The 15,988-nt window shown below is 56.5% G+C and carries 12 protein-coding genes; 7 read left to right on the forward strand and 5 right to left on the reverse strand.

The genetic code is table 11. The features are described 5' to 3' along the window. Positions 1 to 32 precede the first annotated feature (32 nt). From SH421x_RS22640 to SH421x_RS22665, 6 genes are all read left to right on the forward strand, one after another. On the forward strand, positions 33 to 3,128 hold the full coding sequence (locus SH421x_RS22640) for a VWA domain-containing protein (RefSeq protein WP_488852289.1): 3,096 nt from the start codon (positions 33 to 35) through the stop codon (positions 3,126 to 3,128). Positions 3,129 to 3,186: 58 nt separating this feature from the next. Next, positions 3,187 to 4,221 (forward strand): AAA family ATPase, encoded by a 1,035-nt coding sequence (locus SH421x_RS22645; RefSeq protein WP_488852290.1) that lies wholly within the window; start codon positions 3,187 to 3,189, stop codon positions 4,219 to 4,221. Positions 4,222 to 4,272: 51 nt separating this feature from the next. Next, the gene (locus SH421x_RS22650) at positions 4,273 to 5,178 is read left to right on the forward strand and encodes a DUF58 domain-containing protein (RefSeq protein ID WP_488852291.1); all 906 of its coding nucleotides are present in this window, start codon (positions 4,273 to 4,275) and stop codon (positions 5,176 to 5,178) included. After that, entirely contained in the window at positions 5,178 to 7,148 is a 1,971-nt protein-coding gene (locus SH421x_RS22655) for a VWA domain-containing protein (protein WP_488852292.1), read from the forward strand. The genes SH421x_RS22650 and SH421x_RS22655 overlap by 1 nt, the downstream gene beginning before the upstream one ends. A gap of 218 nt (positions 7,149 to 7,366) precedes the next feature. Then, complete coding sequence (locus tag SH421x_RS22660; protein WP_488852293.1) at positions 7,367 to 7,693, forward strand: hypothetical protein; 327 nt, start codon at positions 7,367 to 7,369, stop codon at positions 7,691 to 7,693. Between the two features lie 59 nt (positions 7,694 to 7,752). Next, positions 7,753 to 8,151 (forward strand): hypothetical protein, encoded by a 399-nt coding sequence (locus SH421x_RS22665; protein ID WP_488852294.1) that lies wholly within the window; start codon positions 7,753 to 7,755, stop codon positions 8,149 to 8,151. A 60-nt stretch (positions 8,152 to 8,211) separates the two neighbouring features. Here SH421x_RS22665 and SH421x_RS22670 read toward each other — a convergent pair whose 3' ends face one another. The 5 genes from SH421x_RS22670 to SH421x_RS22690 form a co-directional block, all read right to left on the reverse strand. Next, positions 8,212 to 8,907, reverse strand: a complete 696-nt coding sequence (locus tag SH421x_RS22670; RefSeq protein WP_488852295.1) for a hypothetical protein — start codon at positions 8,905 to 8,907, stop codon at positions 8,212 to 8,214. Between the two features lie 12 nt (positions 8,908 to 8,919). Further along, positions 8,920 to 10,350 (reverse strand): protein kinase domain-containing protein, encoded by a 1,431-nt coding sequence (locus SH421x_RS22675; RefSeq protein ID WP_488852296.1) that lies wholly within the window; start codon positions 10,348 to 10,350, stop codon positions 8,920 to 8,922. Between the two features lie 82 nt (positions 10,351 to 10,432). Then, positions 10,433 to 11,614: a metallophosphoesterase gene (locus SH421x_RS22680; RefSeq protein WP_488852297.1), complete on the reverse strand. Its 1,182-nt coding sequence runs from the start codon at positions 11,612 to 11,614 to the stop codon at positions 10,433 to 10,435. Between the two features lie 91 nt (positions 11,615 to 11,705). Next, complete coding sequence (locus tag SH421x_RS22685; RefSeq protein WP_488852298.1) at positions 11,706 to 13,433, reverse strand: response regulator; 1,728 nt, start codon at positions 13,431 to 13,433, stop codon at positions 11,706 to 11,708. 175 nt (positions 13,434 to 13,608) lie between these two features. After that, positions 13,609 to 14,637, reverse strand: a complete 1,029-nt coding sequence (locus SH421x_RS22690) for a hypothetical protein (RefSeq protein ID WP_488852299.1) — start codon at positions 14,635 to 14,637, stop codon at positions 13,609 to 13,611. Between the two features lie 407 nt (positions 14,638 to 15,044). On the opposite strand from SH421x_RS22690, the gene SH421x_RS22695 reads away from it, so the two are divergent. Then, positions 15,045 to 15,914 carry a hypothetical protein gene (locus SH421x_RS22695; protein WP_488852300.1) on the forward strand — a complete coding sequence of 290 codons (870 nt, stop codon included), beginning with the start codon at positions 15,045 to 15,047 and terminating at the stop codon, positions 15,912 to 15,914. The last annotated feature ends 74 nt before the right edge of the window (positions 15,915 to 15,988 follow it).

Below are 15,988 nucleotides of genomic sequence, written 5' to 3' on the forward strand. Positions count from 1 at the left end.
TTCGTTACCTTATCCAGCCTAGTGGGCGCTTCATGTTCGGGATCGACATTGCGTTCAACAAACCGGCTTGGCTTTGGCTGCTGGCGACTTTGCCGCTGCTTTGGTTTTTCAGCTATCGCAGTCTGGCCGGTCTCGGTCCTGTCCGCCGCTTGATGGCGCTTGGTTTGCGTTCGGCGGTGTTGGTAATGCTGATCTTTGCCCTGGCCGAGGCCCAGTTCTTACGCGTCAGTCAGCGGTTGACGGTGATCTATGTTCTGGATCAGTCGCTCAGCATTCCAGAAGACCAACGTGCCGCGATGGCGCAGTACGTCTCGAAAGAAGTCAAAAAGCATCGCCAACCTGCGCGCGGCGATCGGGCAGGCGTGATCGTCTTTGGCCGCGAGGGAGCGATCGAAGTTCCCCCGTATGAAGATGACGTCCCGATCGGACGCCGCCGCCTGATCGGCTTGGATCACATCAAACAAGACGCGACCAATCTAGAAGCAGCACTCAAACTAGCCCAAGCGTCGTTCAGTGAAGATGAAGCGAAACGCATTGTCGTCGTGACCGACGGCAATCAAACGCTGGGAGATGCCCAGCCGATCGCCCGCGCCTTAGCCGCCAGCGGAATCGGCGTTGATGTTGCTCCGATCGAACTTTCGAGCCGCTCCGAAGTCGCCGTCGAAAAGGTGACGCTGCCGGATGATATTCGCAAAGGAGAGCCGATTCGGACTTCGGTCGTGATCAACAACATGACCGAGCCGACCGCCGAGAATGACGGCGTCGTTCGCGGCAAGCTGGTTGTGCTGCGAAAAGTGGGAAAGCAAGAAGAAGTGCTGGCCGAACAACCGATCGAAGTGGCGCCCGGCAAGAAGGTGCTAACCTTTGAGCATGTGATCGATCGTCCTGACTTCTATACGTACGAAGCCCGCTTTTTGCCTGACGAGCGCACCGACGACTCGATGCCGCAAAACAACGTCGCGACGGCTTTTACGCATGTTCGCGGCAAGGGCAGCGTGCTGCTGATTGAAGACTGGACAACGCCCGGCGAGTACAGCGTGCTGGTCGATCGCCTGAAAGCGAACAATATCGAGGTCGACGTGATGCCGACCAACGAGCTGTTCACGTCGCTGGCCGAACTGCAGCGCTATGACTGCGTCATCCTCGCAGGCACGCCCCGTTCTAGCGGCGCCGATGCAGGCGATCTGGCCAGCTTTAGCGATCAACAGATCGAAGTGCTGGTCCGCAACACCCAGCAGATGGGCTGCGGCCTGGTGATGCTGGGTGGCCCGCAAGCTTTTGGCGCCGGCGGTTGGGCCAATACCGATCTCGAAAAAGCGATGCCGGTCGACTTTACGATCAAAGACGCCAAAGTGGTTCCGGTCGGCGCGCTGGCGATGTTGATGCATGCTTCTGAGTTACCGCAAGGCAATTACTGGCAAAAAGTGATCGGCCGCGAGGCGCTGCAGGCCCTCGGCAATTCCGACTATTGCGGTCTGATCCATTACGGCAACACCGACCAATGGCTCTGGACCAGCAACGGCAGCGGACTAATTCGCGTCGGCCCTAATCGTCCTGGGATGTTGGCGAAGATGTCGCGGATGACGCCCGGCGACATGCCGCAGTTTGATCCGTCGCTTCAAATGGCGCTGCGTGCGTTCAACCAACTCCCCCCCAATGAAGTCGCCGTGAAGCACATGATCATCATCAGCGATGGTGACCCTTCTCCCGCGAATCCGTTGACGCTGGCCGCTATCGCCAGAGCCGGTATCAAAGTTACCACCGTCGCGATCGGCACCCACGGTCCGGCGAATAGCTTAGAGCTGAAAAAAATTGCGACTGCGACCGGCGGAAAGTATTACGAAGTAACCAATCCCAAAGCGCTGCCGCGGATCTATCAACGCGAAGCGCGACGCATCGCGCAGCCGTTGGTTAAAGATCATCCCGGCATGCTGCCGCTAGAACGTTATCCGCACGAGATCACGACCGGCATCAACGGGTTTCCGTCGTTTGACGGGTATGTGATGACATCAGTCAAAGACAACCCGTTGGTCGACGTCGCGTTGATTGCCCCCGATCCGGCGCAACACCCCGAGAACGCGACTCTGCTGGCGACCTGGACCTATGGACTTGGTCGTTCGGTCGTCTTCACCAGCGACGCTGGTCATCGCTGGACCAACCAATGGACCGGTTGGGAGGGTTACGACAAGTTCTATACGCAGATGATTCGCTGGGCGATGCGTCCCAGTGGCAACGAAGGCAAATACACGATCGCCAGCGAGGCGAAAGATGGCAAAGTCCGTGTTGTCGTTACGGCGATCGATCAGGAAGACGAGTACCTCAACTTCTTAAATATCTCTGGCAACGCCGTTGATCCGCGGATGGAAACGCACGACTTCCGGCTCGAGCAAGTTGCTCCAGGCCGCTATGTCGGCGAGTTCGACGCCGATGAATCGGGCAGCTACTTTTTATCACTCGTCCCCGGCCCAGGCGAAGCTCCGCTGCGAACCGGCGTCAACGTTCCCTACTCGGCCGAATTTCGCCAGCAATTCACCAATTACAACTTGCTTGAATCGTTGGTCGAACTAGAACCAACAGGGGGAGCCAAAGGAGAGTTGATCCAAGGCAAAATGGCGCTCGGTCGCGTTGATGACCTGCTAGAAGTTGACACGTTCCGCCATAACCTGGCCAAAGCGGTCAGCAGTCAGCCGATCTGGCCCCTGTTGGTGGTAATCTGTGCGATTGCTTTTTTTCACGACGTTTTCATCCGTCGGGTTACGATAGGATTACAGTGGATGCGGCCGGCGGTTCAGTATGTCGGTCGCTTGCTTGGCTTTGGGAAAGAAGAGAAGCAGGATGATCGGCTCGAGCGATTGCGGATGAGCAAAGAAAAAGTTGCTTCCGACATCGATCAGCGACGGGCCAGCACCCGTTTTGAGTCCGACGCAACGGCTCCGGCAGCCGGCGACGCTGTGGCCGAAGAACTGTCGGCAACTGCGCCGCGTACCGAACGCCGGACCCAATCCCAAGCCAAACCCGAGCAGAGCGAAGAAGACAACTACACGTCCCGCTTGTTAAAGGCGAAGCAAAAAGCTCGCCGCCAACAGGCGCGACCGGGAGATTCGCCCGACCCGCCCAAGCAAGAGTAGGGCGGATCCTACCGAATCAGAAGATCACTCGTCATCCATCTACTTTGAGGAAAACGACATGAGCGTCGGCGAGACGATGCAGCAACAAGCGGAAGAGTTCCGCAATCGATATAACGCAGTGCGAGAGCAGATCGGTCGCGTGATCGTCGGGCACGACGAAATCGTCCACGGCGTGCTGACCTGCATGTTTGTCGGCGGGCACTGCTTGCTAGAAGGGGTGCCGGGACTCGGTAAAACCTTACTAGTTCGCACGCTGGCCGAGACCCTCGACCTGCCGTTCAATCGCATCCAGTACACCCCGGACTTGATGCCGGCCGATATTCTGGGGACCAATATGGTGATGGAAACCCCCGAAGGTCGCCGCATCTTCGAGTTCCAAAAAGGCCCGATCTTCACCCAGATCTGTTTGGCGGACGAAATCAATCGCGCCACGCCCAAGACCCAATCAGCGATGCTGGAGACGATGCAAGAGTTTTGCGTCACCGTCGGCGGTCATCGCTACGAACTGAAGAAACCCTTCTTCGTCCTCGCAACGCAAAACCCGATCGAGCAAGAGGGAACGTATCCCCTGCCCGAAGCGCAGCTTGACCGCTTCTTCTTCAAACTAGTCGTCGGCTACTCCACTGCCGAAGATCTCGCGACCATCATCGACCGCACCACCAAAGGCACCTTCGCCGTCCCCGAAAAGGTAATGGACGGCGAAGAGATCATGAAATGGCAACGCCTAATCCGCGAAGTAATCCTGGCCAAGCATGTGCAGGACTACATCGTGAGACTAACGCTGGCGACCCATCCCGATGGTCCCATGGCCTTGCCGGTCACCAATCAATACTTGCGTTGGGGCAGCAGCCCGCGTGGCGCCCAAACGTTGGCGCTGGCGGCGAAGGTTCGCGCGTTGCTTGACGGGCGATACAACGTCAGCTTCGAGGATGTCCGCCGCGTTTACTTGCCGGCGATGCGTCACCGCGTGATCCTGAACTTCGAAGCTCAGGCCGAAGGACTCGACACCGACCATGTGCTGCTCGAGATCTTGGAGAAACTTCCCGAGAAGAGCGACGACGAGCCGATCGTGGCCCGCGTCGCCAATCGCTAACTCTCGCCTGTCTCGCTTTGCCGCCCTAAGCAAGAGGACGCACTGACGCGTATGCCTGTAACGACGACTTCGCCGACCGAATTGCTCTCGCCCAAACTGCTGGCCCAGCTCGAACGTCTCGAGCTGGTCAGTCGGAAGATTTTTCGTGGCCGCATGAAAGGCGAACGCCGTAGCAAGCGCAAAGGGCAAAGCGTCGAGTTCGCCGACTTCCGCAACTACGTTCACGGCGACGACCTGCGGTTTATCGACTGGAACACCTACGCCCGGCTCGACAAGCTGTTCCTCAAACTCTTTCTCGAAGAAGAAGACCTCCACTTCTTTACGCTGATCGACGCCAGCACTTCGATGGACTTCGGCGAGCCGACCAAGCTGCACTTCGCCAAACAGATGGCGGCGGCCCTTGGCTACATCGGGCTCTGTCGCGCTGACCGGGTCAAGTGCGAATCGTTCGGCACGCCGCTTCGCAAGCCGGGGCCTACGCTGCGAGGGCGGCACAGCCTGATGCGGATGATCGATCACATCAATCAGATCGCGCCCGGCGAAAATGTCCCGCTGCTCGAAGCGGTCAAGTCGTTCTGCCTACGCAACCAGGGCAAAGGAGTGTTGGTCATCCTGACCGATCTGATGGACAAGTCAGGCTACGAGGCCGCATTCCGCTTTCTCACCGCGCAGCAGATGGACGTTTACGTCATCCATACCATGTCGTCGGTCGAGCTGAATCCTGAAGAGCAAATCAAAGGAGATCTGCGACTGGTCGACAGTGAAGATGCCGACGCCGCCGAGATCACCGTCAGTCGGCCGCTGCTGGAGAAATACAAAAAAACGCTCAACGCGTTTGTCGACGGCGCCCGATCGTACTGCACCAAACGGGGCATGACCTACATCTTGGCCAATACCGAAACCCCTGCCGATCAAGTCGTCTCCTCGTATCTGCGTCAGCGGGGGCTCGTTCGCTAATGTTTTTACCGACGCTAGGTTGGTTGGGTTGGACGCTGTTGGCCATCGTGCCGATCGCGATTGTCGCCCTCTATTTTTTAAAGCTCCGTCGTCAGCCGATCGAAGTGCCCAGCACCTATCTTTGGAGCCGCACGATCGAGGATCTGCACGTCAACAGTCTTTGGCAGCGGCTGCGGCAAAGCATCTTGCTGCTGCTGCAATTGCTGTTTGTGCTGTTGTTGATCTTGGCCTGTCTGCGCCCCGGCGTCCAGGGACAAAAGCTGATCGGCGATCGGTTTGTCTTTCTCGTCGACAACTCGGCTAGCATGAGCTCGACCGATGTCGCCGGACAAAAGGACCGCTTGGCCGAAGCGAAACGCCGCATCGCCGAGATGATCGATCAGATGCAATCAGGCGACGTTGCGATGCTGGTCAGCTTTGCCGATCGAGCCAAAATCGAGCAGGCCTTTACTGACGATCGCCGCATCTTGCAGCGCAAGCTAACCGCGATCGAACCGACCAATCGGGTCAGCGACATCAGCGAAGCGTTGCGTGTGGCCTCAGGCTTGGCCAATCCAGGGCAAACCGCGTTTAGCGAAGGTGACGCAGGCGTCGCCGAAGCCAAACCAGCGACTCTCTACATCTTTAGCGATGGACAATTCCCGCCGATCGCCGACTTTACGTTTGGCAATCTGGCCCCGGTCTACGTGCCGATCGGCGACCCCCTCAGCGGCAACGTCGGCATTGTCGCGTTTAGCACGCAGCGCAATCCCGATCGCAACGATGAGCTACAAGCCTATGCCCGCATCGAACGCTTTGGCGCGGCGCCGGATGAGCTAACGGCGAATCTCTATTACAACGATGACCTGCTCGACGCCCAAACGGTCAAACTGCCTGAGGAAGGCGCCGCCGGGATTCAGTTTGAACTGGGCAAGCTAGATGCCGGGCAACTGCGTCTGCAGATCGACGTTGACGACGTCCTTCCTAATGACAACATCGCCTACGCCGCGATCAATCCCCCGCGCAAAGCCAACGTGCTGATGGTCACCCCCGGCAACGACTACTTTCGCATCGCGATGGCGACCGAAGCAATCACACGCTTGGCCCGCACCACCATGGTCGAGCCTAGCTACCTGCAAGGAGACCAATACAAGCAAGAAGCGGCGACCGGCGTCTATGACCTGATCATCTACGACAACTGCTCGCCGGAGGTGATGCCCGAGTCAAGCACGCTCTTTCTGGGCGCCGTCCCGCCAGGCGATCAGTGGAAGCTGGGCGAAGAAGTCACCGTGCCGCAAGTGATCGACATCGCCCATTCGCATCCGATGATGAACTTTATCGAGATGACCAACGTGATGATCGGCTACGCCAATCCGGTCGAAGTCGAAGGAGGCGCGACGCTGATCGATTCGCAGTTTGGTCCGCTGTTGGCGATCGCACCGCGCAAAGGGTTTGAAGACGCCGTCCTTGGATTTAACTTTTTGATCGAGAAAGATGGCTCGACCCTCTACAACACCGAATGGCCCAAACGGCAAAGCTTTCCGGTCTTTGTCAAAAACGTGATCGAATATCTGGGGGACGTCCGACAAGGCGCGGCTGATCTCTCCGTCCGCCCCGGGCTGCCGGTCGAACTACGCACATCGACCCCGGTCGCCGACCTAAAAATCTCGCCCCCCACCGGCCGCGTTCGCACGATCCTGCGCGAGGGCCAAAACCTGTTCAGCTTTAGCGAAACGGACCAGCTAGGCACCTACAACGTCCGCGAAGGCTCCGGCCCCGACGTCACGCAAAGCTTCTCGGTCAACATCTTCGACGCCCAAGAATCCAACATCCTGCCGGCCGACGCGATAGCCACCGACTGGGGCGAACCGATCGCCGGCCAAAGCAGCTGGGAACCGGTCCGCGTCGACTTCTGGAAATGGATCGTCGCCGCTGCAATTGTGGTGCTGTTGGTGGAGTGGTGGATTTATAACCGGCGCGTTTATTTGTAGCGAAAGCGTCACTATCCCAGACAATCGCAACACTAGCCCGCAGCGCCAGCGAGGGAATACGGTTGGCGATACGAACATGATCTGAAGTGGCCAACCGCTTTCCCTCGCTGGCGCTGCGGGCTAGTGTTCAGTCACACCAAAACTCCGGGCAGAGCAGGCCGAGTTTACTATAATCTGTAGAGCCCGCCCGCCGTTGTTCATCGCAGGAGACGCATCAAATGACCGCTTTTGATCTTGCCTGCATCATTCTGTTCACGGCCTATTTAAACGGCGCCTATTACTTTCTGTTTTATACTCGTTACAAACTTGCTGCGAAGACCGCGATCGGTGCGCCGGTGATCATGATGCTGCTGTTGGCTATGCCCGGCTTCGAGATTTGCCCCGCTGTACCGCTCGCCGACGCACTGCAAGCAATTTTGCCTGATCTGACCCGAATTCAAGCGATGCTTGGCATGATTCTTGTCGCGCCGCTTGCGATGGGAGCGGCGGCGGTATTGTTTGTTCATTGGATTGCCAAAGCAACCAAACGCCGCGAGATGGCTTAAATAGTCGCAGCGATCCAGCGTGACCAAAAATCAAATAGATATTCCGGCATCGATTTGAAATGAAGAACGAACTGAAAAAATGGCTCTCCGGCGACGATCTCAGTGTTGTCGTCGTTGGCTTGCTGTGTGGGCTGATAATTTGCGCAGCCAATCGGCTGTTCGCGCATCCATTTCGCGGAGATGGGTTTGTGCTCTTGGGGGTCGCCTTAAGTGCTTACGCCGCGAGAAAAATCAGCGGGGCTAGCAAAATCAGCTTGGTCTATGCAACCGTGATCGTACCGACAGCTTTGCTGGGACTCTTGCTTTCTATATGGAGCCCCAACCTTTCCACTCCGGTATTCTGTTTATTAGGCATGGCGATAGGATTGTCATTGGCGTTGATTTCACTGACGATACGCAACTTCATTGCTGCGAAAATGGGATCACCTGCTTTCGATTCGCGGAGAATCAAAAACTGACTCGAAATCCGTGACACGTTCTTGCCGGAACAACCAATCAGTACAACACCATGTACAGAATCACTCACGTATTAATGGACCGATATCGTAGAATTCTCGCGATCTCCACTGGCCGGAATTCTTAGAATCGCACTCGCCGCAGAACACGATGCCATTCAAGGCAAAATGATCGCAGCCACGCATTTGGCAGCGAGTATCAGAAAGTCCCAGACGAGCGATTTCTGCAGCGATTTCCTTAGCTCTCGCCTGAGCGGCTTGTGTATCGGCTAGCTTGCGAGCTGCGCTAATTCGTGAGGCAAACTCGCCAGATCGATTTACGGCGCACCACTGTTTCCAGAACGAACTATCTACGGTTTTCTCCCAGGAATCGCTTGAGGTAACGGAAGTCTCCAGTACACCTCCGCAAGCTCTCGCCACAAATACATCCGGCAGCATTACGCCGTGATCAAATACGTAGTGCGAAAGTCCCTCGGGCCAGATCCAATGACCATCGGTCATTTCGCGGTGCCCGATGGCATCTCCAATTTCACAACCGAACCGGCACCATGAATAGCCTCGACAGACGTCGAAGACTTGTGCGGAGTCAAGATAGTCAGCGATCGCTCGTCGAGTCCGCGGATCGTAATCGCCGACGAACTCTTGCGGCAACAAGTAATCCTCATCGTCGAGTGCGGTAATCCAATAGCCCAGGAGCTTCATTTGTCCATCCTCGAATTTAATAACACATAATGCAAACAAGCCTTCCTTCTTGGGCACTCGCACTTCCCGCTACCCCATCCGCTGGCAAACATCCTCCGCACTTGGCCTCTCATCCGGGTTCATCGCCAGCATGTCGATCAAATCGGTTCGATAGGCGTGAGGGATTTTCTCCACCAGCGACTCGACGAAATCGCTTTGCTGCAAGGAAGTGATGATCTCCAGCACCGAGAGGTCGCTCATTGGCGCTGTGCCGCTGAGCATGTGCGTGAAGATTAGGCCCAGCGAGAAGATGTCGCTCGATTCGCTCAGGCGCTGGCCGCTGGCTTGTTCCGGCGACATATAGGCTGGCGTACCGGAGATTCCGCCTGCTTGGGAAGCGGTGGCGGTCACCTCGGCAAACTCAAGGGTCTCGTCTGGATTGTGTGGCGACTTACTACTATTTGGCGCGACTTCTGTTGTCGGCGTGGGATGCGTAGCGGTGTGGCGTAGCGACTGGGCGAGGCCGAAATCGACGAGGACCGGTTCGTTGGCGCCGCGCAGCAAAATGTTGGCCGGTTTCAGGTCGCCGTGGACGACTCCTTGGGCGTGAGCAGCGGCCAAGCCTAGCGCGATTTTGTGGGCCATCTGCCGGAAGTTGCGTTGGTCGAATCCCTGGCCAATCACGTCGACCAGTGGACGCCCTTCTAGATACTCCATCACGATCGTCGGCAGCGTATCAATCGTATCGGCCGAGTAAACCGTGCAGACGTTCGGGTGATTGATGCCTGCGGCCGAGCGGGCCTCGCGCAGGAGTTTGGTTTCGGTTTGGCTATCTTGTTGCGAGATCACCTTGAGTGCGACCTTGCGTTGCAGACGTAGATCCTCTGCCGCTAGAACCTGACCGAAGGCGCCGCGGCCCAACTCGCGGTCGATGCGGTAATGCCCCAAGACGCGGCCTGGCTGCAGCAGCGCCGCGACATCCAGAAGACCGTCGGCCCGTTTCCAATTGGCCGGGCAAACGCCGCCGGCTTGAAGTGCGTCTAAGGCCCGTAGGACATCCTCGACATTGCGGCCGACACTCAGATCATAACTGGCCGCGTAGCGCAGCATTCCGCTCGGATCAATCAGGAACAATCCGCGATTAGGAAGTTGGTCTTGGTCGCGCCAGATCCCAAACCGCTTGCACAGTTCACCCTGCAAGTCAGAAGCTAGAGGAAACTGCAGGCCTGCGACTCCTCCTTCTCCGGCAGGCGTTTGCAGCCAGGCAAGATGCGACTCGATCGTGTCGATGCTGATCCCCAACAGCTCGCAATTGCGCTGGTCAAACAGCGATTTTTCTGCGCTAAACCCGGTCAGTTCGGTCGGACAGACGAACGAAAAGTCACGCGGATAAAACAACAGCGCCAGCCAGCGTCCGCGATAGTCGGCAGACTGGATCTGCGTGTGACGCAGATCGGGCGTGACCGCCGGCAGATGGAATTCTGGCGCGTTCGTCCCGACAACGCAGCTGGGTAGGGTCATGTCGGATCCTTCGCGGTTCGGTGCATGCAATTAGATTATAAAATGGGCGGCGGTCTAGTGCTGCATCAGGCCGAGGCCGGACCTACATTTTGCGGCGCAGGATGAGCCGGGTGATTTCGGGAGGGCAGCGAAATCTGAGGGGGAAGGTACCACAGAGCCCCCGGGAGACGTGCATCACAGAAGGAGGTTGGTAGAAGATGCCGCTGGCATACCGCACCCCGTAAAGGCTGGGACTGATCAACGGGCCAATCACCGGTAAACGAATCTGACCGCCGTGATTGTGGCCGGCCAGGATCAAATCAAAATCGTGCGTGGCGCCCCAATGCAAACGGTCAGGCGTATGCGCAACAAGCAAGCGAAAAATTCGCTCGCCATTTTCCTCAACCGGGCAAACGTCTATGGCCTGTACCGTCGATAACCATGGGGCCTCGTCGCCGGCCAAGATGATCGGCGTATCGCGGACCGTCGTTTTTAACCAACGTCCCCCTAGATCCACCAAGCCGTGGCTCGTAAGTTCTGCGCGGGCCAGATCGATGTTCGTGAGGCGCGTGTCATGATTTCCCAACACAAAATGGACGCCATCTGGCGCCGACAATTGAGCGAGCGTCGACTCGCTCCAAGAAATGCAACGATCCACATCAAAAATATCGCCGCTGATCACCATCAGCTCAGACTGCAGTTGATTGGCGGCCTCAAATGCGTGCTGATAGAACGACGGGAGAAACTTGCCGGTCAGATGCAAATCCGAAAGGTGGGTGATGGTATAGCCATCGAGCGCCGCCGGCAATCGTGGGAGAAATAACTGCTTCTCAATCACGACATATTGCAAGATTTGATTGCCGGGAAAGCGCTGAGCAAGTCGTAACTTGGGGACCAAAAGTTCAGCAATGCCAAACTCACGAGCCAGATCGACCCGGGCGAGCGTCTGGCCGGTAAAGTAGTTCGCGGCGTGTAGTTCGTCATATCGATGCTGAACCCACAATCCGCACGCAACGATCAGTCCTGTCCAACAGGCCCAAAAGTAAAGGAGCGGCAATTCGGTCCAGACGGCGAAACTATTCCAATTAAGCGGCGGCCCCCACAGAAAATAGGCCGCGAATCCAAACGGCGTGGCGACGGTGATGAACATGATCGCCAATTCGATCCAGTCGATCACTGTTTGCTTCCAAGGCAGCGAATGGAAGTAGCAATGGATGCGAGTCCACAACGCCAGATGCCCGGCCACAGCAAGCGAAATCAACAACCAAACTAGGAGAGGGTGCATCAGGCGGGGTCACTTGGGTCAACGGCGAATGTTGCCGGACAACCGAAACTCTGCCCGAGGACGTTTGCACCAGCTAAATCGCCAAGCAGGATTATTGCGAGGCGACTTGGGGCTGATTTGCGTACGCTTCGATGATTCGTTCGACGGTCGCCAGCAAGTCATCCAAGCGGAACGGTTTGTAGAGAACGGCGTTCGGCAGCAGTCCGGTCTGACGAGCTTTGACAATCGAGTGGCCGGGATCGTAACCAAATCCGGTCATCAAAATCATTGGCACCGGCGTGACAACATCCTTGAGCCGTTGATACAAGCGATTGCCGGACATGTCTGGCAAGTGAACGTCGCAAATGATCACGTCGTAGCCGATTCCATGTAGACCGGCACGCACCATGCAAAGCGCTTCGGCCCCGTCATGGGCGGTTTCGATATCGCAGCCATAGCGATCCAACAGCGCATGAGCGGCGCTGCGGACCGATTCGTCTTCGTCGACGACCAGTACGCGAGCTCCTCGCAAGCGCGGACGAACCTCCGGCTGCACCGACGCCGGAACCGCTTTGCTGGGAGTCATCCGTTCGCCCACTTTTTGGATCACGCGTTTGATGTCGCGACCGTTTTGAATGATGCGGCGAAGACGATCGACAACTTCCTCATCATGGCCGATGTAACGCTCCATAACGTTGACGGCGTCGTTCAGGATTTCATCCACCGGCAATGCGACAGCGCTGTGGATCGCTTCGACACTGGCCTGGGCGGTATTGGCCTGTTGGGCGGACAGCAGCTCCAGCGTGTTCAGCGCCAAAGCCAGATCGCGACAGAAGATCTCAAGGAACTGGAGGTCGCTTTCGGTAAAGGCCCGGGGTTCGGGACTTTCGACATTAAACGAGCCGATGACCGCGTCATGCAAGATCAGCGGCACGGTCAGCGAGCTTTTGGCGCCTTTAAAACCTTCCAGGTACAACGGATCAGACTGCGTATCTTCGCACAGATAGCTTTTGCCGGTGGAAGCGACAAAGCCGGTCACGCCGTTATTGGTCGATTGGGCGTACAGTTCTCGCTCGGCCGCTTCTTTGTCGATACCGACCGAAAGGAGGGGGACAAGCTCACCGGTGCGTTGATCGAGCAACCGAATCTCGATCACATCAAAGTTGAGCAGGTCTTTGGTGTAATGCAGAATGTTGGACTTGAGCAGTTCGATCCGCTCCGAGACCTCCATATTGAAGATCTCTTCAGTCGTCAGATCGGCCAGTTCGATGCCGGCCTTATGAATCGCTTCCAGCTTTTGCCGCTGGAGGACTTCTTCGGTGACGTCGCGGATCGTGACGATCAAGTTCTTCGGCGGTGCGTTGGTAGTAATGACCGGCGCGGCATGCACCTGGTAATACTGATTCTCTTCGGTACGCAACGTCGAAGTGCTTGGTCGTCCGGATGTCAGCGCCGTATGGAACGGGCAAAAGTCAGGACCAAGTATTTCAGGGCTATTGAGGGCGCTGTAAAAGTTGCGGCCTACGACATCTTCGCCGCCGGCCCAACGTTGCAGACAACTATTGGCCCAGAGGACAGTATTGTCACGATCAAGCATCGTGACGCCGTCGGGCATCCCCTCAAGGATCCGCTCGTTTTGCAGCAAGTTGCCGATGCGAGCAGAGTCATCAAAGTAGTCCGTACAGATATAAACGCCGTCGAACTCTTGATTTTTCAAAAGCGCGAAGGTGCGCAACGGAGTTTGCGCTTCCGTGATGTCATAGTCAGTGCGCAATTGCTCCAGCACAGAGTGTTGTCCACCTGGAGCGCACAAACAGAGGATCTTGGGTTTACCGGCCAACCCGCATTTCTCCTACCGAAACACCTTGACGTAGTAATTATAAGCTCAGTTAAATCTGAAACAACGTCATCGCCTGGGCGTTTCCCTTCATACTAAGGTCGGAAGCGACGCCCGCAAACCTGAGAATGCTTTACCTGACGGTTAGAATCGGAAAAGTTTTCCGAGTCCGCCAACCTTAGTGATCGGCCGTCGCTTCCATCGCCCCTGTATCAAACCGCAGCGCAAGGTCTTCTAAAGACAAGTGGGGCTGAAAATTCTGAAACAATTTACCGCCCAGAAATCCGCCTCTATGCTCTTGCTCTGGAGGCAAGATCGACACAGCCACATCCTGCAGCAATACCGGCCCTACTCGCAGCGCGGCAATTCGACCACGTCGGACCTTCACTTTTTGGCGGTCCAGCACGACCTCGAATCCCTCTTCTGGCGTGCATCGAACACCCGAACTCTGGGCCATGTTGGCGGTCAAAACTATTTCTTGTCCTTGCGGAATCCAGGTAAAGAATTGTGGATTGTCTTGATCTAGCACCGCGGCAACCCGCGGTTGTCCATTTTGCAGAAAGATCGGAAGCTGGTCTTGGTTGGCCAGTTTTTCAAACCGCGCTACGCGTCCCAAGCGACGAGCCAGCGGCTCTAACGGCCCCATCGCCTCTTGTTCTGCTTGGGGCAGTTCGGCCCGAATCAGCGCGTAACGCTGATCGAGCTCTACCATGGCCGCACGCAGTTGAAAGGTGCGTGTCGCCAGGGTCGCTAACAATTGCGATTGTTGCATCAACAATTCGCGAACATTAGGTTGAGCGGCTAACTTGGTCGGCTCGACGGCGTGGCCAGCGCTGCGGGCCATATTACGAAGTCGATCGATTTCGTGAGCCAGTTCTTTTTCCTGATCGCTGCCGACAGCATGTTGTTTCAAGTGCTTGGCCAGGCGATCAATGCCGGCCAGCGTCTCTTGTTGCTTTTTCCACTGCTTGGCATTGTCATCCTTGGCCAGATTGACTTGCCGCTGAAAGAAGCTGAGTTGTTGCTCCAGCGAATCAAGCTGACGCAGCTCGGGGGCCAAGTTAGTTTCCGTCGGCAAGATCCAGCGTTTGCCATATTTCACCAACCCCTGTTGCTCCCATGGGGACGGCCCTTCCTCTTGCGCAAGCAAGGGAACTACCGTATGCAGCAGCATGGCGAGCGCCAGGTAACCAACGAATCGAGGCAAGGAATCGCCCTGAACGGATGGGAGTTGGGATAAGAGATCTTCATCATGCCGTAGTCGCGCTAAAAACGCAAACAAGACAACACATGTTTCTACGATGATCTAACGCTACGTTGTTGCACCGTAACAACATGCGGCATTTCGAAATGATTCTAAAAAGCCACACCGGCGCGAGGATCATCCAAAAGCCGGCATTCACAACCCTTTTATTAGCGACGACTTGCGCAGATTCCCCCGTTTCTCCCCACGTTTTGGCCCAGCAAGTGCAATTGCTTCTTTCGATCGCCTGACGCTTCTCCCCTTCCCCACCCAGGCCCTGCTGCTTGTCGCGAGAGCCCTTGTCCCCTCGGGCTCTCGCGACTCATTTTCATCTGCCCTCTCTCACCGCCTGAAGCCGAAGAACCGAACGAATGCACGCACGAGATCAAGTCCAGTTGGCTGCCCTGCTGGCGACCCACGCTCCGCTTCAAATTCGCACGATGAACCAGATTTCGCCGAAGGGGCTTGAACAATACTGGACCCATTCCAAAGCACGGCTGGATCGCTGGGGACGTTTGCTCAAAGAGCATTCAGACAGCGTCAAAGAGGCTCCTACCGCCAAGTTACCGGGACATTGGGATACGATCCGTCCCATTCTGGAAGAAATCTTGATTAGCGATGTGCTGACCCGTGTTTGGACCGCGTTGTGTATCGCCTTTGACCGGATTCACCAGAACGAATCGTCCGAAGCAACCGTTCGCAGCGTCTTTATCGGTCACTTGGAGGCCCGCAACCGGGCGCTCAATCTGATGGTTTACGGTCGCGGTCTCGACGCCGATCTAGCGGTCAAACTTAATCGGCTGCGACGTCGGACCGAACGCTGGACGGACATGCTGCTGGGTTATGTGACCGTGGAGACCGACGTCAAAAATATGGGTTTCGATAACGATCGCGTCCAAGAGTTTTCGCGTGACATTCGCGAACAAGCCCGCGATGGCTCGCACAGCGCCGGCTGGCCGTTGCTGCTTGCTTCGGCATTGGATGCGTTTCGCAGCAGCACAATCGACACGCCGGCTCATCCCCATTTGAATCAACAGATCACAGCGGCAATTATGTCGTGCTTCGGGCCAGAATTATTTGATTCAACCGGGGTGATTCGCCCTTTATGGGAATTACGGATCTCGAACTACGCTGACGACACGCAAACAATGGTTGAGCAACTGCTGTCCCTTGAATCGCCCGATGTTACGGTTCCCTTCGACTCAGGAACGCTCCCAGCCGCTCCTCATCCCCGCTTCTAGCAACCCGATCGCGAAAGAGACGCACGAAAATCAGCAAGAGAAGTATCTTGGGACGAGATGTCAGTGTAAAATTG

This window comes from Blastopirellula sp. SH421 (assembly GCF_057808535.1).

Excerpts from the sequence above, each read along its gene's own strand:
- SH421x_RS22675 (WP_488852296.1), bottom strand. The coding sequence starts at position 10,350 with ATGACCCTACCCAGCTGCGTTGTCGGGACGAACGCGCCAGAATTCCAT.
- SH421x_RS22660 (WP_488852293.1), top strand. The coding sequence starts at position 7,367 with ATGACCGCTTTTGATCTTGCCTGCATCATTCTGTTCACGGCCTATTTA.
- SH421x_RS22645 (WP_488852290.1), top strand. The coding sequence starts at position 3,187 with ATGAGCGTCGGCGAGACGATGCAGCAACAAGCGGAAGAGTTCCGCAAT.
- SH421x_RS22650 (WP_488852291.1), top strand. The coding sequence starts at position 4,273 with ATGCCTGTAACGACGACTTCGCCGACCGAATTGCTCTCGCCCAAACTG.
- SH421x_RS22695 (WP_488852300.1), top strand. The coding sequence starts at position 15,045 with ATGCACGCACGAGATCAAGTCCAGTTGGCTGCCCTGCTGGCGACCCAC.
- SH421x_RS22655 (WP_488852292.1), top strand. The coding sequence starts at position 5,178 with ATGTTTTTACCGACGCTAGGTTGGTTGGGTTGGACGCTGTTGGCCATC.
- SH421x_RS22680 (WP_488852297.1), bottom strand. The coding sequence starts at position 11,614 with ATGCACCCTCTCCTAGTTTGGTTGTTGATTTCGCTTGCTGTGGCCGGG.
- SH421x_RS22665 (WP_488852294.1), top strand. The coding sequence starts at position 7,753 with ATGAAGAACGAACTGAAAAAATGGCTCTCCGGCGACGATCTCAGTGTT.
- SH421x_RS22640 (WP_488852289.1), top strand. The coding sequence starts at position 33 with ATGTTCGGGATCGACATTGCGTTCAACAAACCGGCTTGGCTTTGGCTG.